Consider the following 17,871-nt stretch of genomic DNA (forward strand, 5'->3'; position numbering starts at 1 on the left):
CGCTATCCCACGACATCCGATATCGATCTCATCGCCTTGCGCCGCGAGCTCACGCGGGTGAGACAGGAAAGACAGACCGCAGCGGAAGATGTCGCAGCGCTTTCCAATGATGTTGCAAGGCTCTCCCAAGAGCTTTCATCAAAAATACAGGAAAAGGAACTGCTGTCCGCGACAAACGCAAGCGCGGCCTTACAATTTAGCAACATGGAGGCAGAGGTGCAGCGTCTTCATGCGGAGCTGGATACCGTCGCCCAAAGGTACCAAGAGGAAAACGCAGCAGAGATTTCATCAAAGGCTAGGGAAAATGAGCTGCTGTCGGAGGCAAATTCCAACATCGCTCTGCAATGCCGCAATCTGGAGGCGGATGTGAAGCGCCTCGAGGCAGAGTTGGAGGCAGCCCAAAAGTATCAAGTGGAAAACACAATCATCCTCAACCGTCTCAACAGCCTGTTGAGCAGCACATCATGGAAATTGACGGCACCCTTGAGGAAGTTACTTGATACTGAGCGCAGTCGATAAATTCCGCTCAGCTCTCTGGGCTCGGTTTCGTCGCGTTGATTTGACCCTCCAACTCCAAAGAGCACGACATATGATTTGGGCTATCACTTCAGTTCTGGCATTTTATCTCGGAGCACTAAGCACTTTGCTTGCCCGAGTGGCGGGGACATGCACCCAAGGAGAGGCGGACCGCCTTTGGGGCGTGGTGATATCTATTCCTTTCTATCTCGTCGCAGTGCTTGGTCTGTTTCAGACAAAATACCTCAGAGCGGCAACGATTGCTTGCAGCCCCGTTTTCCTCTTCACACTCTGGCAAGCTGCCTTCGCCGTCAGACTCTCATTTGACATTCTCGTTTACGATGCCAGTGCTTGCGAGGTTCTCGAGGGCATGCCTTATCCGAATAGCGGAGCGGAGATCGCATTTGCTGTTCTCTGGCCTCTCGTTGGATTTGGAACCCTCGTGGCCTCAACGTTGGTCTACATCCTACGCCGAACGCAGAGCGGTCTCGGTCAAAGATAAAAGCCGACCGACATTTCGCAATTGTAACGACAGGGCGGTCTTCACCGAAGGGTTACAGTTGGAGCAGGGCCGAATGGGATTCTCGGCTTAAGACGCCATCGGCGAGCTTCGGGCGTAGATGGGGACATCGTCAGCATCGCGAAGGCGAAGCGCACGCTGCGCGGCCATTCTCTAAACCTCCAAAATTGCCTTAATCACTCCGCCTTCAGGCCGCAGCCACTCTTTAAACAACGCCGGCCCATCCACGAGTATGCCGCGATGGGTGTTTAGTGCTGCCGCCGGAACCTGGCCGCTTTCCATTTGCTTCACCACTTCGGCAAAATCGTCCGGCTGCGCATTGCGGCTGGCAAAAAGCGTGGTTTCGCGCTTGTGAAATTCCGGATCGGAAAAGGTGATGTCGTCGCGAACGACGCTGACGAGCACGTAGCGTCCGGCGTGGGCGACAAAACCGAAGCCGCGTTGCATGGCACGGGCATTGCCGGTCGCGTCGATCACCACGTCGAAGAAATCGCCGTCGGTGAGGCGTTTTGCATGGGCTTCGGCCTCGTCATTGGCGAGCAGCGTCCGGTTAGCACCGAGCGAGGCGATCGTGAAATCGAGGCGATCCTCACGCATGTCCATGACGGTCACGTCGGCGCCGCGTGCCTTGGCGAAGATGATGGCGGACATGCCGATCGGGCCGGCGCCGACGACGAGAACGCGGTCGGTCGCGGTGACGCCGCCACGCTTGACGCCATGGGCGCCGATCGCCAGGAATTCGATCATCGCGGCTTCGTCCAGCGAGGCCTTGCCGGCAGAGACGACATTGGGCTCCGGCACGCAGATGAATTCCGTCATGCCGCCGTCACGATGCACGCCGAGGACGGCAAGGCTCTGACAGGCATTGGTCACGCCGCGCCGGCAGGCAACGCATTTGCCGCAGGCAAGATAGGGGACGATGTAGACATTTTCTCCCTTCTTGAGGCGGTCCGAACCATTTGCATCCTCGACCGTACCGGAGAGCTCATGGCCCATGACGCGTGGATATTCGAGGAAGGGATGCTTGCCCTGATAGATGTGAAAATCCGTCCCGCAAATGCCGATGCGTCTGATGCGCACCAAAACCTCGCCTTCCGCAGGGATGGGAACATCGCGCTCGATCAGGGATAGGCGGCCGGGTTCGTCACAGATCAATGTTTTCATGGTGATACGCTCTCGATGGGCCGGCGACGCCGACCATAGCTGTTAGAATGCCGTGTCCTGTTGATATCGCAAGTCGGATGCTCGGCGGCTGCTTAGCGTCCGGAATACGAGCCTCACTCGTCTGACGCTCACTTAGCATCTGAATGTCCTGCAGTCTCACGACGCTGTCTCGTTCAAAGGATAACGGGCTGCAATTTGCCTCAGTATGGGCGCCTCCGATACGCTGCCCGCTTTCTCGGCCCAGTTCAGGAAAGCTTGGATGCGTCGAGCGACTTTTTCAGGGTGATGCTGGGCGATATCGGCGATGCGATGATCGAGGAAGGGATTAAGGAAACGATCGAACGTCGTTGTCACATAGCTCGTCGCCTCATCGCCCATGCCGTTTGCGACAAAGCCGGGCAAGACTTCGTTTCGATAGAGTGCGTCCAGCCTTGCGCGAATGCCGGCATCGGCAAGGATGGCGCGCACGGTCTCGTCGGATGGCCGGGCCTCTCTTTGCCAGGTTTCAGCAAGGAACGTATGGCCGAGATTGAGAATATGCAGCTTGAGGCGCTCGTAGGGCTCAAGATCCTCGGTCAGTATGATGCTCTCATGTGTACAAGGCAGCCGGACGCCCGGCGCGCGCTTGATCGCCCAAAGCGCATAGGGCTCCGCGACGGCGCCGATCGGCTCGATCGGCTCGGAGACGATCCGGTCGACCAGGGTCTCGGCGAAGGCGACATTGTCGTCCAGCCAGGCAAGAAAGTCGGGTGCCACGCCGTTCTGTTTGGCGCAATCGACGACGGTTTGCTTCAGGACGCGGCCATTCCCGGTCATCAATTCGCAGGGAAGAATCACCAGCGGGCGGCCGGATGCCTGCCAGCGCTTGACGAGAAGTGCTGCAAGCTTGGCCGGAAACGAGCGTGGAATTCGACCGTCCTCGCCGAAGCCATCCTCGTCGGGCCAGGTTTTATATCCCGTTTCGCCGGTGTTGGAGATGATGAATTCGGCATCTTCGGCGAAGAGCTGCGAAAGCTCTTCCCAATGATCAAGGGCGGACATGCCACGATCGACGCTGGTGACGCGTACCGTGCGGTCGACAGCTTGGCCGTTCGACATGCCGCGGATGATGACCGGGTAGCCCTCTGGATTTCCGAATGCGCCGACGCGCCCGCTTCTATTGCTGGAACCCGAAATCTGGACCACAGTGATCGGGCCGACATCTTGGCCGGATTGCCTGGCCTCGTGCACGAAGAATGCCGCATGCGCCTGTAAAAAACGGCTGGTGCCGAACTGGATGATCCGCGAGCTCACGCCACGGTCTCCGTGCCTTCGGGGCAAGTCACTGTCATTCGCGTGCTGTGTTGAGACGTGGACATCCATCGATCCTCCCGGTGAATGTTTTTTATCTATAGAAAACAGATTGCGTCGAACGTCAAGGGTTTTTAGATGAATAAAGCAAACGCAATGATGTTGAGCTCAGTAGAGGGGACCGAGGTGAGGGACAATCACGACATGCCGGCAATGGAAGCAAACCTGCAGCCACAGCGATCAGCAATTCTTCATTGAAATCACAACAAAATGTCATAAATTATGTGATTTTGTCGCTACTATCCGTTATGAACCAATCGAGATGATGCGTCGCACTATGGAAGCTTCGCTTATGAAACAGACGGCGTCCGATACTTTCCAAATATTGACGATTTTTCGACGCCAGAGACTCCGTTCCCGTGTCGTAAAACAGCGCGCCGCTCAGGGGCATCATCCACGCGATCTTAGCCACCCATCATGACCAGGAGAGAGTTGAATGGCACGTATCACCTTGAGGCAACTGCTCGATCATGCCGCTGAAAACGGCTACGGCGTTCCTGCTTTCAATATCAACAATATGGAGCAGGCGCTCGCCATCATGGAAGCGGCCGATGCCGTTGGCGCACCGGTGATCATGCAGGCGTCGAGAGGGGCCAGGGCCTACGCGAACGACATCATGCTGAAGCATATGATGGACGCCGTTGTCGAAATCTATCCGCATATTCCGGTCTGTGTGCATCTCGACCATGGCAACGATGCCTCAAGCTGCATGACGGCGATCCAGGCCGGCTTCACCTCCGTGATGATGGACGGTTCTCTCGAGGCCGATGCGAAGACGCCCGCGGATTGGGACTATAATGTCGGCGTGACGAAGACGGTCACCGACATGGCGCATCTCGGTGGCATATCCGTCGAAGGCGAACTCGGCGTGCTGGGTTCGCTGGAAACCGGCATGGGCGAGGCCGAGGATGGCCATGGCGCCGAAGGCAAGCTTTCGCATGATCAGCTACTTACCAATCCGGACGAGGCCGTCAAATTCGTGCGGGAAACCAAGGTCGATGCGCTGGCGATCGCGATGGGCACCTCGCATGGCGCCTATAAATTCACCCGCAAGCCTGACGGTTCGGTGCTGGCGATGAACGTGATCGAGGAGATCCACCGCAAGCTGCCCAACACGCATCTCGTTATGCACGGCTCTTCGTCGGTTCCCGAGGAGTTGCAGGCGATCATCAACAAATATGGTGGCCAGATGAAGCCGACCTGGGGCGTGCCCGTTGAAGAGATCCAGCGCGGCATCAAGAATGGTGTGCGCAAGATCAACATCGATACCGACGGCCGCATGGCGATGACCGGCCAGATCCGCCGCGTGCTGCAGGAAGACCCGAGCGAATTCGATCCGCGCAAATATATGAAGCCGGCCATGGCTGCGCTGACGAAGCTCTGTAAGGAACGTTTCGAGCAGTTCGGTACGGCCGGTCACGCCTCGCGGATCCAGCCGCTTTCCGTCGCCGAAATGGCGAAGCGCTACAAGTCCGGCGCGCTGGACCCGATCTTCTCCTGAACTTGAGCGATCAGCGTGACGCCGGGCTCGCGGCCCGGCGCGCGCTTTCCTCGGTCAGGGTCCGGCCATGGAATTTCGACAGCGAGGTGACGACATCGTCGATCTCCTTGGCCAGTCGTTGCGCATCCCACTGCAGGGCTGCCGCCGCGATCGCACCAATCTCGTGCAAACCCTGCATGGTGAGTAATCCCTCGATCGCCATGGTCGTGCGGCGGAAGACGATGTCGGACAGATGCACGACAAGCTCCTGGCGCGCGATCCAATCGATTTCGAGGGCGCTGTGGCGCGGCGCTCCGCTGATGCGCTGGCTATCCGTGTAGTCCGAACGATGGGCGAGGATCGCCGCCGCGGTCGTGCCGTATCGACTCAGCAGCTCGTCGACCCTGCTTGCCTCCACACCGGTCTTTGCGGCGATCGATCGGATCCAGCCCGCGCGCTCGCTGGAGCTTACCGGGAAATTCGATCCGCCGCCGATGGCCAGCCGCTCGGTGGATGTCTTGCGCGTGCGCTGAAGGCGCTTCAGCACGGTATCGGACACTTCCTCGGCGAAACCCCGGAAGGTCGTCCACTTGCCGCCAACGAGGGAAATAACGGGGAAGGGCCGTCCGGCCTGCGCTTCGACGACCGGTGCGGAGTGGTCGCGGCTGATCAGGCCCGGCGACGAGGCGTCCGAGGCGGGCAGGGGGCGGATGCCGCTATAGCTATAGGTCACCTGTTCCCGCTCGAAGTGAAGACCCGGCAAAAGCGCTCGGACGCTATCGAGGAAATATTCAATTTCCGGCTCTTCGCAGCGCACATTGTCGGGGTCGTCGCAGGGAATGTCGGTCGAGCCGACCAGCGCCTGGCCGAGATAGCCATAGACCAGGCAGATGCGGCCGTCATCGGCCTCGAAATAGATCATGTGGCCATTCAGGCTGCGCACCAGTTCGGGGTGATCGAGCAGGATATGCGATCCCTTTGTTCCGCCGATCAGGTGAGAGGGAGCGCCGAGCGCCGCATTGACGTGATCGATCCACGGGCCAGCGGCATTGACGACAAGCTTCGGCTTCACCGAAAAGGCATATCCGTCCGAGCGTTGGAAGGTGAGCAGGCCGTCGGTCGCAGACACCAGCTTCGTGGCGTTTGCCGCCAATGACTTCTCATTGGCCCCTAGTCCGTCGCTGACCAACTCGTAGACCAGCCGTTCCGGCCGGCTGATCTTGGCGTCGTAATAGATGCCGCCGGCGACGATCTCAGGCGTCACATGCGGCATTTCCTTGAGCGCGCGGCTTTTCAGCAGGAACCTGTGGCGCGGCATCACCCGGTTGCGCGAACCGAAGAAATCGTAGAGCGCAAGCCCGATCTTGACGAGGACGGCGCCGCGGCTTCGGGGAGCGGTGGTCGAGCCCGTCAGCGTGCGAAGGGCTGCCCATATGCCGCGCGTCCAGGAGAAGATCGGCACGAATGTCGGCAGCGGTTCGACGCAATGCGGCGCGTTCTTCAAGAGCAGATTGCGCTCGAGCGCCGACTGCGCGACCAGCCCGAATTCGCCGGTTTCCAGATATTTCAGGCCGCCGTGAATGAGGCGCGATGGCGCAGCACTCGTTCCCGAGCCGAAATCGGATTTATCGACGATGAGGCAGTTCACGCCCTGGGCGCAAAGGTCGCGAAACAGCCCCGCGCCATTGACTCCAGCGCCGAGGATGACGACGTCGACATCTCCGTCTTGAAGTCGGGAAAAGCGTTGTTTCAGATCGGCGGCCATATCGGTCATAACATCATGGTCCTGGTGAACGGCCGCGAAAACAGATCGTTCGCGCAGCCCAATTGGCTGTCTAGTCTTGGGAGGGTTGAGCTGCGAGATTGCCGAGCCTCGGCCAGAGCGGCATCATGGCGTCGGCGATGTCCTTGAAGAGTTCATAACGCACGCGGTAGTCGGCGCTGCGGGCGGAATCGGGGTGATAGGTCGTGGCGATCCTGCCGACATCGCGTGGGTCGCTCTGCGGATCGGCATAGATCCCGACGCCAGCGCCGGCGCAGAGAGCAGCACCCCAGGCGGCCGCCTCATCGGTTTCCGTCACAGTGACGGGAATTCCAAGCACGTCGGCAAACATCTGCACGACGATCGGATTGCGCGATACGCCACCCGCAAGCCTCGCCTGATTGAAGGAAAAACCGTCACTTAACGCATCGACATGGATCTTGTGGTTGAAGGCGATGCCTTCGAGAACGGCGCGCAGCATGTCGCCGCGGTCGTGCCAGCCGCCAAGCCCGAAGAAGCCGGCGCTCGCCGCCGCACCGTAGGGGGAGCCGAACAGGTAGGGATGGAACAGCGCGCTCGAGGGTCGGTTGAAGGCGGCCTCGATTTCCGGTGCCAGCAAGGCGTGGATTGAATGGCCAGTGGCTTCGGCGCCCGTGCGTTCGTTGGAGCAGAGCTGGTCCAGAAACCAGTCGTAGTTGGCTGTCGATGCCGGCGAGATCGACATATTGTTCCATTGGCCCGACACGATGGCGTTGCGGCAGAACCAGCGGCGATCGACGCGTGGCTCCGACGACAGCGTTTCGTTGATCGAATAGGTGCCGGCGATGACGGCGACGACACCTTCGGCATAACCCCCGGCACCGAGCGCGGAGGCCGTTACATCGTGGAGGCCGGCGACGACAGGTGTTCCCTCGGCAAGGCCCGTGCGTTTGGCGACCGCTGCCGTCACATGGCCGACGACCTCATCGGATCGCGAGGCGTGCGGCAGCGCGCCCACCAATTCGCCCACGCCGAAAAGCTTCAGCGCATCCGGCGAATAATCCTGAGTCGAGACGTCGGTAAAGGAGGTGCTGGCCTCGGTGCGGTCGGTTCCGGCGACGCCGGTCAGGCAGAAGCGCAGCCAGTCCTTGCAGCTCAGGATATGGCCGATCTCAGCGAAGCGGGCCGGCTCGTGCTCCTTGATCCAGGCGAGCAACGCCGAAGGGGCTGATACGTGCGGCACCTGGCCTGTGAGCACCAGGGATTGGTCGGCGACCGGCCCCGTCAGCCATCGCTCCACGATCGATCCGGCACGGCTGTCCAGCGAAAGAATGGCGCGTCCGAGCGGCTTCTTTGATCTGTCGAGTAGATAGATCCCGTCGCCATGCGCAGTCGCGGCAATTGCCTGAATGTCGCTTGCGGGGCGATTGCTGAGCTTGATCGCCTCGGCTATGGCGTCAGCCGTCGCCGTCCAGAGCTGGTCCATGTCGCGTTCGACATGGCGGGCCTTGGGCATGAATTGCGTCACGCGGCGGCGGGCGGCGGCAAGCGGCGTTCCGTCGATGTCGAAGATCACCGCCTTGGTGACGGTGAGACCGCTGTCAATTCCGAGCAGACTCGGCATTCCTGTTACTCCTGATGGTGGACGATCTCAGGCCGCCCCGCGGGGCTCAACCGTCAGGATCGCTCCTTGTCGCTCCTGGCGACGACCACATTGATATTCTTGTTCTGCATGCGCTCGAGATGGGCAGCGGGGGTCTTTTCATCGACGATGACGACATCGAACTCGCTTAAGGACGCGAAACTATGCAGCGCCCGGCGGTCGAATTTCGTGTGGTCGGTGAGCAATATGCGTTTGGCGGCACTGTTGAACATGGCCCGCTTGATGTCGACGATCTCGGGAGACTGGTGAAACACCACGTCGTCGATGATGGCCGACATCGAAATGAAGGCAACATCGGCTCGCAACCGATTGATCTCGTTGATGGTCATACGCCCCATGAAGGCGTTGCACCAGTTATAGTACTGCCCGCCAAGCGCCAAGAGCGTCACGTCGTGCATGTCCTTCAATGCGTTCATCAGCGTCAGAGAATTCGTGATCGCCGTCAGCGGCACCTTGGCCGGCAGTTGCGAGGCCATCTGCAGCACGGTGGTGGAATCGTCGAGGAAGATCGCCTGGCCCGGTTCGATGAACTGGATGGCGGCCGCGGCGATCAACTTCTTTTCGCTCGCCTGCCGGTTGGCGCGATAGACATCGCTCGATTCGATCAGGCTGGTGGCGGTCGCCGTGACGATGCCGCGCGTCTTGCGGAAGAGACCGCGAGCCACCAGTTCGTCGACATCGCGATGCGCCGTCATCAGGCTGATGCCGAAGCGCTCGGTGAGATCCTCGATCCGCATCGACCCCTCAGCCATGACGGCCTCGGCGATCAACTGGCGCCGGGCGAGCTGGCGGGAATGCCGGCTGTCGCTAGGCAGTTCGTCTTGCAGGAATGATGCGGGGCTTGTTTTCTGGGTCACTTTGGCCTCTGAGGCTGAGCCTTACGGGTGTCCGCTTGGTGCCATGAATATCATGTCAAGGCAAAAAGACTATAGAGAACAATTTGCTATTTGGTTTACCGAAAGTTCTGCTTGATGTCCGGTAGGGTCTTCAAGCTGTAACGACGCAAAGGTGGGGACGCCGTTGCCGGCGTCCCCGATATCATTACTGCGACAGGACGAACGGTCCGGTGTACTTGTCGACATTGTCCTTGGTGATCAGGATGCAATCGAAGAGCTGCTTTTCGCTCGTGGCGCCGGTCTTGCCCGTCTTGATGAAGCTGTCGGCTTGCTTGACGGCCTCTGCGGAGAAGACGGCAACCGGCTGCAGAACCGTATATTGCAGTTCGCCGGCCTTGATGGCGGCAACTGCGTCCGGGGAACCGTCGAAGCCGCCGACCTTGATGTTGGCGAGCTTGCCGGCTTCCTTGAGGGCCGCAATCGCGCCGAGCGCCATTTCGTCATTGCCGGAGATCACGCCGATGATATCGGGGTGAGCCTGCAGCATGGACTGCATCTTGTTGTGGCCCTGGGTGCGATCCCAGTTGGCGACTTCCTTGGCGACCTTCTTCAGATCCGGATACTGCGTCAGAACGGTTTCATAGCCGTTAGAGCGGGTGGCGGCGTTGTTGTCGGAAGGCGCACCGAACAGTTCGGCATACTTGCCTTTATCGCCAACAGCTTCGACCCACTGCTGTGCACCGATAGCGGCACCCTGGGCGTTGTTGGAGACGAGCTGTGCCTTGGCGAGGCCTTCCTGGTTGATTTCAGCATTGACCAGGAAAACCGGGATGCCGGCAGCAACGGCCTTCTTGACCGCACCGACGGAACCATCGGCATTGGCCGGGTCGAGAATGATAGCAACCGACTTGTTGGTGATGGCCGTGTCGATCAAGTTGCTCTCGGTGTTGGTGTCGCCCTTATGCGCACCGACCGTTGCCGTATAGCCGAGCTTTTCGGCTGTTGCCTTGGCGACATTGCCTTCCGTCAGCCAATAGGGGTTGGACGGATCGTTGACGATGATCGTCATCTGGCCGGCGGCCCATGCTGCTCCCGTCAGAAGCGGTGCAACCGCAACCGCTGCCATGATAATTCGCATACCTTTTTTAAACATTAGTCTCTCTCCCTTTTGATGAGCTTAGATGTTACCGGCGAACCGGCGGTGCTTTCTCCGATCGGTTGTAATCACCGATCGGTGACAAGTTGGAGTGCAATGCGTCAGCCGGATTTGGCCCGACGTCCGTATTGGATGCTGTTCATAAGCACTGCGAGCACGATGACCGCGCCGGTGAAGACGGTCTGCCAGTAGGCCGAGACACCGATGATCACCAGGCCGTCCGAAAGGAATCCGATGACGAAGGCGCCGAGCATCGTGCCGCGCACCGTGCCGCGACCGCCTGTCAGCGCCGCGCCGCCGATGACGACAGCGGCAATCGCGGTCAGTTCATAGGTGGTGCCGGCTGTCGGGCCGGCCGATGTCAGCTGCGAGGACAGCACCAGCCCTGCAATGGCGGCGCAGACGCCGGAAAACACGTAGACGAGAATCTTGACCTGCTTGACCGGGACACCGGAAAGATCGGCGGCGCGCTCATTGCCGCCCGAGGCATAGAGCCAGCGGCCGAAGGCGGTGCGGCTGAGAACGATCCCGCAGATGATTGCAAGCGCGGCGAGCACGATGACGCCGATCGGGACGCCGGCGAGACGATTGAAGCCGAGCCAGTCGAAGCCGGTATTGCCGAGCTCCGGCCGACCGCCGAGATTGTTGTAGGTAAGACCGTTGGTCATCAGCAATGCGATGCCGCGCGCAACATAGAGGACGCCGAGCGAGGCGACGAACGCCGGAACCTTCAGGTATGCGATGAGCACGCCGTTGACAGCGCCGACGACGGCGCCGAGCGCGCAGGTCAAGATGACGACGGCCCAGACCGGCGGATAGAGAATGACGCCGAAGCTCGAAATGGTGACGCCCTGCATCAGGAAGCCGGCGATACAGCCGGCAAGGCCCAGGGTAGATCCAACAGACAGATCAATGCCGCCATTGAGGATAACCAGCAACATGCCAATGGCCAGAATACCGAAGATGGCGACATGCGAGGCCATGGTCAGGAAGTTGCTGAGCGAGAAGTAATAGGGCGACAGGAAGGAGAAGACCGCGATGATGACGATCAGCGCGAAGAAGGCGCGCCCTTCCAGGATCAGCCGCACGAGATTGAAGTTTCGCCGCTGTCCGTTCGAAATGGGTTTCTTTTCAGTGATGTTCGTGACTGACATAATCAGTGCTCCATGAATGCGGCTAGTGCGCGACCACTGCTTCGCCGGAGGCGGCCATGATCTTCTCTTTGGGGACGTCGGGACCGAATTCGGCTGATATCTTGCCGCGGTGCATGACGATGATGCGATGGGCGATGCTGAGGCACTCGGCGACTTCCGACGTCGAATAGATCACCGCCAGGCCTTCCTTGGCGCGCTCGGCCAGCAACTTGAAGACTTCGGCCTTCGCGCCGATATCGATGCCGCGGCTCGGCTCGTCGAGCAGGATCACCTTCGGCGCCGTCGCCAGCATCTTGCCGATGACGACCTTCTGCTGGTTCCCGCCCGAAAGTGAACCGATCGCAGCGTCGCCGCCATCGGTCTTGATGTGAACCTTGCGGATCGAGGTGTCCACCAGCGCCCGCTCGCGGCCGCCGGACGTGAAGAGACCCTTGGTGAAGGCGCCGATACTGGCAAGCGACAGGTTTGAGCCGACGGTCATCGTCTGGACGAGACCGTCCCGCTGCCGGTCTTCCGGCACCAGAACCAAGCCTTGGGCGATGCGGCCGGCAATGCTGAGATGGCCGACGTCGTTGTTCCCAAGCAGAACGTGGCCGCCGCTCGATCTCAGGCGTCCCGCGACGCATTCGAGCAATTCCGTGCGTCCGGCCCCCATGAGCCCGTAGATGCAGACGATCTCGCCGGCCCGGACCTGAAGCGACATGCGGTCGACGGCGTTGTAGGCAGCACCAGACGGGCCGGGAACGGTAAGGTTGTCGATCGTCAGCGCGACGTCGCCCATCTTGTGGCCGGTCGGCGGGCTGCCGAGATCGAAATTGTCGCCGACCATGTTGCGCACGATCCATTCGAGATCGATGTCCTTGCGCTCAGCGTAGGCCGTCATGTTGCCGTCGCGTAGCACGACGGCATGGTGGGTGATCTGCAGCGCCTCTTCCAGATGATGCGAGATGTAGACGATCGACACGCCGCGGCCCGTCAGGTCACGAATGACCTTGAACAGAACCTCTACTTCCGTAGCGCTGAGTGCCGACGTCGGTTCGTCCATGATCAGGATGCGCGAATTGACCGAAAGAGCGCGGGCGATTTCGACGATCTGCTGCTGGCCGAGGCGCAGATCCTCGACAGGCGTCATCGGGTCGATATGCTCTTCGAGTTCCTCCATCAGCGCCCGTGTTTGGCGCTCTTCCTCGGCGAAATCGACGACACCGCCCTTCATGATCTCGCGACCCATGAAGATGTTGTCGCGCACGCTGAGATTGGGCGCGAGGCTCAATTCCTGATGGATGATCGAGATGCCGCAGGAGCGCGCATGTGTCGACGAAGCGAAGCTGATCGGGTTGCCGTCGAGGATGATTTCGCCTGATGTCGGCTGTATGACCCCGGAGAGGATCTTCATCAGCGTCGACTTGCCGGCACCGTTCTCACCAAACAATGTCGTGACTTCGCCGCGCCGAATATCGAAATTCACACCCTTCAGTGCGTGGACGCTACCATAGGACTTGGCGACGTTGCGGGCGGCGAGAACGACTTCGCCTGTGCCGGCTTCTTTTTCCTCTGCCTGGCTCATTTCAGTTCGACCTTCACGGGGGTGACCAGCCAGTTCTTGGGATTGATGAGCTTGAACACGCCGATAACCGTTGCCGTCTTGCCCGTCAGCTTCTCGGGATCAAGACTGCCGAGGGTCGCCTTCTTCATCTCGTTGTTGATGGCGGAGCCGGCATCCTGATATTCGATCTGGTTGGTGAACTGGCCGAATTGGATCTTGCCGGTCGCATCGCGAAGATCGGTGCCGTTGATCGCCGGGCCGGTCTGTACTCGAACGGTGATACCGTCAGGCAGGCCCTCCACCTTGAAATCGTTGAGGTTGGCCTTGCGGTCGCCAAATGTACCTGACAGCGAGACGGGAAGCACGGGGCCGGTGCTGGTGGCGACACCATATTTCGTGCCGGCGGCCTTCTTGTCGGCCAGAACGGCATTGCCGAGCGTCACCGCATCGACAGCTCGCTGCTGGACATCTGCCAGAACCTTCGGAAATTCCTGGGCGCCATAGGCTTCCGGCGAGAAGGCCTGCTCGCGCACGTCATGCGTGGAGCCGATCTTGACCACCTTTGTATCGGCGGCAATGGCGCCGATCACGATCACGACGGCGGCAATACCGGCGACGATCTTGAGCTTGGAGCCGGTCGGCTTGGCGGTTGCGTATTGAATTTGCGTATTCATGTTCAAACGACCTTCGGCATATCAGCCGGATTGCCTGATGGAGAACGAGAAGAAAGGCGCTGCGATCGTGGCAACGATCTAGCGAGGGCCTAGCGCGCCACATCGGGCACGCAGACGCTCCGCTCGGTTTCGGGACAGGCCGTCACCGGAAGGAAAATTCAACATCAGGAGCCTCCTCAGCATGCGGGCGTCCGTCTCCTCCAGCCGCCCAATGGAACCCACAATCATCTCGTTTCCGTAATAATTGTGATAGAAGTGTGTTAATAACTGCAAATCATATGTTATAAATTTCAGAGCGTGTCAACTGCCATCTGTTGCGTTTCGTGAGCCGGCCATCTCCCCATACGCTGGCGTTCCGTACTTCGAGTATGCCGCAACCCCTCTTTAATGAACCAGTTTTGCAGCCACGCCGAATTGTCTGCATATGAGACGCGTTCTCAAAAGAAAGCCGTTACAAACAATTGATAAATATGAACATTATTCGTGCCCGTGTGAATGAAGGCTATGCATCGCTTCTTGCGGTACCGACTCTGTTCGCGGGTAGGCGCTCCTCGCATTGCTCTCGCCCAGCTCACTTTCGTAAGCCCTCCTCGGTGCAGCTGGGGAATTGACAACGTTCATTTTATATGAAAAAAATTACAATACCAGAAAAATATTACGACATATGTGATATCTCTGTGGTATAACGTGGCTGTTTATAAACAGGCGCTGTTGCACGATGGTCGGGCGATATGATTTGTGGATTCGAGGGTGAGGTTCTCTTGGTCCGGGATAGTCCGCTTTTCGGTGCTGAAAGTAGCCGTGGTGCAGGCGGCTTGGAGCAAACCCTCAGGCTCTGGGTCGATCGGGGAGGAATGAACGTGCTTTTTGTCGATGCGAACGTCCCAGTCGCGGGGCAGGTTGTGGCGGAGCCGGCGCACAATGCCTAGGAGCGACGGGATCATTATCGGGATCGATGCCGGAACCTCCGTTCTCAAGGCCGTTGCCTTTGAATTATCAGGCAGGCAGATCGCTTCAGCTTCGGCGCGAAATCGATACCAGACAGGCGAAGGCGGCTCGGTCACGCAGTCGCTCGGCCAGACGTGGTCGGACTGCGTCAGCGCGCTGCTTGGCCTTAGCGATAAGGTGTCGGATCTCGCCTCCCGCGCGGTTGCCATTGCCGTTACGGGGCAGGGGGATGGAACCTGGCTTGTCGGTGCCGGCAACGCCCCGGTTGACGATGCCTGGCTCTGGCTCGACGCCCGGGCTGCGTCGACCGTTACGCGCCTGAGCGCTGAGGCGAACAACCGTGCGCGTTTCGAGGCGACCGGCACGGGTCTCAATACCTGCCAGCAGGGTGCGCAGCTCGCCCATATGGATCGCTTCATGCCGGAGCTGCTCGATCGGGCTGAAACGGCGCTGCATTGCAAGGACTGGCTCTATCTCAACCTGACTGGCGTGCGTGCGACCGATCCATCGGAAGCAAGCTTCACCTTCGGCAATTTTCGCAGCCGCCAGTACGATCCCGTTGTTATCGATGCGCTCGGCCTTGGCCGCCGCCGCTCGCTTCTTCCAGAAATCATCGACGGCACCGAAATCAGCCATCCCCTGACCGGCGAAGCGGCCAAGGCCGTGGGGTTGCTCGCGGGAACGCCGGTCTGCCTCGGATATGTGGATATGGTGATGACCGCGCTCGGCGCCGGCGTTCGCACCGGCGGCCAGAATGCTGCCTGCTCGACGATCGGGTCGACGGGCGTGCACATGCGCGCGAAGGCTGTGCCGGACGTCCATCTCAATGACGAGGGTACCGGTTACGTCATCGCCCTGCCGATCCCCGGGATCGTGACGCAGGTTCAGACCAATATGGGCGCGACGATCAATATCGACTGGATCCTGCGGATCGCGGCGGATCTGATGTCCGATGGCGACCGGCAGGTCTCCTATTCGGACCTTATTCCGCGCATCGATGCCTGGTTTGCCGAAAGCCGCCCGACGAACCTTCTCTATCATCCCTACATTTCGGAGGCGGGTGAACGGGGCCCCTTTGTCAACGCGCATGCCCGCGCCGGGTTCACCGGGCTTTCCACGCGTCACGGCTTTGCCGACATGCTGCGCGCCGTGGTCGAGGGGCTCGGCATGGCGACGCGCGATTGCTATGCGGCCATGGGAGATATGCCGTCGGAACTGCGCATCACCGGGGGCGCCGCCCGCTCGCGCGCCTTGCGCAGCTCCCTGTCTGCTGCCGTCAAGGCGCCGGTGCGGATTTCGGATCGCGAAGAGGCGGGCGCTGCCGGGGTGGCGATGATGGCGGCGGTTGCTATCGGCGCCTATCCGGACATGGACAGCTGTATCGCCGAATGGGTGACGCCTTTGCTTGGCGAAGCCGAGGCACCGAATGTCGAGGACGCCGAGCGCTACGACCGGCTGTTCGACGCCTACAAGGATATACGAGAAGCGATCGCGCCCACCTGGGACAAGCTTGCACAGCACTAGCCCGACATGGAGCTGAGGCGCCCTTGAAATTTGATTTGATGATGCCGAGGCATCCGAAGGAGCATGACATGACTGAACCCGAAATCTTGGATCTCTTTGTGATCGGCGGCGGCATCAATGGTGCCGGCATTGCCCGCGACGCAGCCGGCCGGGGTCTTTCGGTCATGATGTGCGAGAAAGGCGATCTGGCGGAGGGAACATCCTCGCGGTCCGGCAAACTGGTGCATGGCGGTCTGCGCTATCTCGAATACTACGAATTCCGTCTGGTGCGCGAAGCGCTGATCGAACGCGAAGTGCTCCTGAATTCGGCAAGCCACATTATCTGGCCGATGCGCTTCGTGCTGCCGCATAGCCCAACGGATCGTCCCGCCTGGCTCGTTCGCCTCGGTCTTTTCCTCTACGACCATCTCGGTGGCCGCAAGAGGCTGCCGGGCACGCGCTCGCTCGATCTGCATCGCGATCCCGAGGGCGCACCTATCCTCGACCAGTATTCCAAGGGGTTCGAATATTCCGACTGTTGGGTTGATGACGCGCGGCTTGTCGTCCTCAATGCACTCGATGCGGCCTCCAAGGGCGCGCAGATCCTGACGCGCACGGCCTGTATCAGCGCCCGGCGCGATAAGGGAGGCTGGATTGTCCAGACGCGCGACCAGCGCTCCGGCGAAGTGCGCACGGTGCGCGCCAAGGTTCTGGTGAATGCATCAGGCCCATGGGTCAACGACATCATCAACCGTGTTGCCGGCTCCAACAGCCGCCGCAGCGTCCGCCTCGTCAAGGGCAGCCATATCATCGTTCCGAAGTTCTGGAGCGGGCAGCAGGCCTATCTGGTGCAGAACCACGACAAGCGTGTGATCTTCATCAACCCCTACGAAGGCGACAAGGCGCTGATCGGCACGACCGACATCCCCTACGAGGGCAAGCCGGAGGAGGTGAAAGCCGATGAGACGGAAATCGACTATCTGATCGCCGCCGTAAACCGCTACTTCAAGGAAAAACTGCGTCGTTCCGATGTGATCGAAAGCTTCTCCGGCGTCCGGCCGCTGTTCGACGACGGCAAGGGCAATCCTTCGGCCGTAACACGCGACTATGTCTTCGATCTCGACGAGACCGGCGGCGCGCCGCTTCTCAACGTCTTCGGCGGCAAGATCACGACGTTCCGCAAGCTCTCGGAGCACGCGATGCAGAAGCTTGCCAAGTTCTTTCCGAAGATGGGCAGCGACTGGACGCGCGACGCCAAGCTTCCGGGCGGCGATATCCCGAATGCCGATTATGTCGCTTTTGCCGATTCCCTGCGTTCGGCCTATCCCTGGATGCCGCGCGCGCTCGTGAACCATTACGGCCATCTCTACGGCGCGCGCACCAGGCAGATTGTCGGTAATGCTACGTCTCTTGCTGGGCTCGGTCGCCATTTCGGCGGCAATCTCTATGAGGCGGAAGCTCGTTACCTGGCGGCTTCGGAATGGGCGCAGAAGGCGGAAGATGTGCTCATGCGCCGCACCAAGGAAGGGCTGCGCATGACGGCCGAGGAAAAGGCGGATTTCTCCGCCTGGTTCGACGCCGAATTGGCGTTGGCCGCCTGAACCATTCGATCATTGCCGG

13 protein-coding genes are annotated in these 17,871 nt (G+C 60.0%); 4 read left to right on the top strand and 9 right to left on the bottom strand.

All coding sequences use genetic code 11. The features are described from left to right. Positions 1-519 (top strand): hypothetical protein (locus FHT29_RS32130; protein WP_168600992.1); only part of this gene is annotated, 519 nt, incomplete at its 5' end. A gap of 670 nt (positions 520-1,189) precedes the next feature. Here the strand turns inward: FHT29_RS32130 and FHT29_RS32135 are convergent. Both FHT29_RS32135 and FHT29_RS32140 read right to left on the bottom strand, forming a co-directional pair. Continuing rightward, the gene (locus tag FHT29_RS32135; protein ID WP_168600993.1) at positions 1,190-2,200 is read right to left on the bottom strand and encodes a zinc-binding alcohol dehydrogenase family protein; all 1,011 of its coding nucleotides are present in this window, start codon (positions 2,198-2,200) and stop codon (positions 1,190-1,192) included. Positions 2,201-2,356: 156 nt separating this feature from the next. Next, complete coding sequence (locus FHT29_RS32140) at positions 2,357-3,493, bottom strand: mannitol dehydrogenase family protein (RefSeq protein ID WP_168600994.1); 1,137 nt, start codon at positions 3,491-3,493, stop codon at positions 2,357-2,359. A 493-nt stretch (positions 3,494-3,986) separates the two neighbouring features. Between FHT29_RS32140 and fba the strand changes: the two genes are divergently transcribed. Further along, positions 3,987-5,051, top strand: coding sequence for a class II fructose-bisphosphate aldolase (fba, locus tag FHT29_RS32145; protein ID WP_168600995.1), 1,065 nt, complete (start codon positions 3,987-3,989; stop codon positions 5,049-5,051). Between the two features lie 10 nt (positions 5,052-5,061). On the opposite strand, the gene FHT29_RS32150 is transcribed toward fba, so the two are convergent. The 7 genes from FHT29_RS32150 to FHT29_RS32180 form a co-directional block, all read right to left on the bottom strand. Then, on the bottom strand, positions 5,062-6,804 hold the full coding sequence (locus FHT29_RS32150; protein WP_168600996.1) for a glycerol-3-phosphate dehydrogenase/oxidase: 1,743 nt from the start codon (positions 6,802-6,804) through the stop codon (positions 5,062-5,064). Between the two features lie 61 nt (positions 6,805-6,865). Further along, entirely contained in the window at positions 6,866-8,395 is a 1,530-nt protein-coding gene (locus FHT29_RS32155; RefSeq protein WP_168600997.1) for an FGGY-family carbohydrate kinase, read from the bottom strand. Positions 8,396-8,448: 53 nt separating this feature from the next. After that, positions 8,449-9,291: a DeoR/GlpR family DNA-binding transcription regulator gene (locus FHT29_RS32160; RefSeq protein WP_037201257.1), complete on the bottom strand. Its 843-nt coding sequence runs from the start codon at positions 9,289-9,291 to the stop codon at positions 8,449-8,451. Positions 9,292-9,475: 184 nt separating this feature from the next. After that, entirely contained in the window at positions 9,476-10,423 is a 948-nt protein-coding gene (locus tag FHT29_RS32165) for a D-ribose ABC transporter substrate-binding protein (protein WP_037201256.1), read from the bottom strand. A 104-nt stretch (positions 10,424-10,527) separates the two neighbouring features. Then, entirely contained in the window at positions 10,528-11,580 is a 1,053-nt protein-coding gene (locus tag FHT29_RS32170) for an ABC transporter permease (RefSeq protein WP_037201255.1), read from the bottom strand. Between the two features lie 22 nt (positions 11,581-11,602). Then, on the bottom strand, positions 11,603-13,147 hold the full coding sequence (locus tag FHT29_RS32175; protein WP_037201253.1) for a sugar ABC transporter ATP-binding protein: 1,545 nt from the start codon (positions 13,145-13,147) through the stop codon (positions 11,603-11,605). Further along, positions 13,144-13,800, bottom strand: a complete 657-nt coding sequence (locus tag FHT29_RS32180; protein WP_168600998.1) for a DUF2291 domain-containing protein — start codon at positions 13,798-13,800, stop codon at positions 13,144-13,146. The genes FHT29_RS32175 and FHT29_RS32180 overlap by 4 nt, the downstream gene beginning before the upstream one ends. A gap of 921 nt (positions 13,801-14,721) precedes the next feature. Here FHT29_RS32180 and FHT29_RS32185 point away from each other — a divergent pair. Together FHT29_RS32185 and FHT29_RS32190 are read left to right on the top strand one after the other, a co-directional pair. Continuing rightward, positions 14,722-16,272 (top strand): FGGY-family carbohydrate kinase, encoded by a 1,551-nt coding sequence (locus FHT29_RS32185; protein ID WP_168600999.1) that lies wholly within the window; start codon positions 14,722-14,724, stop codon positions 16,270-16,272. 68 nt (positions 16,273-16,340) lie between these two features. Next, positions 16,341-17,852, top strand: coding sequence for a glycerol-3-phosphate dehydrogenase (locus tag FHT29_RS32190; protein ID WP_168601000.1), 1,512 nt, complete (start codon positions 16,341-16,343; stop codon positions 17,850-17,852). The last annotated feature ends 19 nt before the right edge of the window (positions 17,853-17,871 follow it).

Source organism: Rhizobium sp. SG741, from assembly GCF_012275435.1.
GTDB classification, from domain to species: Bacteria; Pseudomonadota; Alphaproteobacteria; order Rhizobiales; family Rhizobiaceae; genus Rhizobium; species Rhizobium lusitanum.

What these genes read in the sequence shown, in the direction of transcription:
- FHT29_RS32150 (WP_168600996.1), bottom strand. Translation starts at nt 6,804, where the DNA reads ATGACCGATATGGCCGCCGATCTGAAACAACGCTTTTCCCGACTTCAA.
- FHT29_RS32185 (WP_168600999.1), top strand. Translation starts at nt 14,722, where the DNA reads ATGCCTAGGAGCGACGGGATCATTATCGGGATCGATGCCGGAACCTCC.
- FHT29_RS32180 (WP_168600998.1), bottom strand. Translation starts at nt 13,800, where the DNA reads ATGAATACGCAAATTCAATACGCAACCGCCAAGCCGACCGGCTCCAAG.
- fba (WP_168600995.1), top strand. Translation starts at nt 3,987, where the DNA reads ATGGCACGTATCACCTTGAGGCAACTGCTCGATCATGCCGCTGAAAAC.
- FHT29_RS32190 (WP_168601000.1), top strand. Translation starts at nt 16,341, where the DNA reads ATGACTGAACCCGAAATCTTGGATCTCTTTGTGATCGGCGGCGGCATC.
- FHT29_RS32135 (WP_168600993.1), bottom strand. Translation starts at nt 2,200, where the DNA reads ATGAAAACATTGATCTGTGACGAACCCGGCCGCCTATCCCTGATCGAG.
- FHT29_RS32170 (WP_037201255.1), bottom strand. Translation starts at nt 11,580, where the DNA reads ATGTCAGTCACGAACATCACTGAAAAGAAACCCATTTCGAACGGACAG.
- FHT29_RS32175 (WP_037201253.1), bottom strand. Translation starts at nt 13,147, where the DNA reads ATGAGCCAGGCAGAGGAAAAAGAAGCCGGCACAGGCGAAGTCGTTCTC.
- FHT29_RS32155 (WP_168600997.1), bottom strand. Translation starts at nt 8,395, where the DNA reads ATGCCGAGTCTGCTCGGAATTGACAGCGGTCTCACCGTCACCAAGGCG.
- FHT29_RS32165 (WP_037201256.1), bottom strand. Translation starts at nt 10,423, where the DNA reads ATGTTTAAAAAAGGTATGCGAATTATCATGGCAGCGGTTGCGGTTGCA.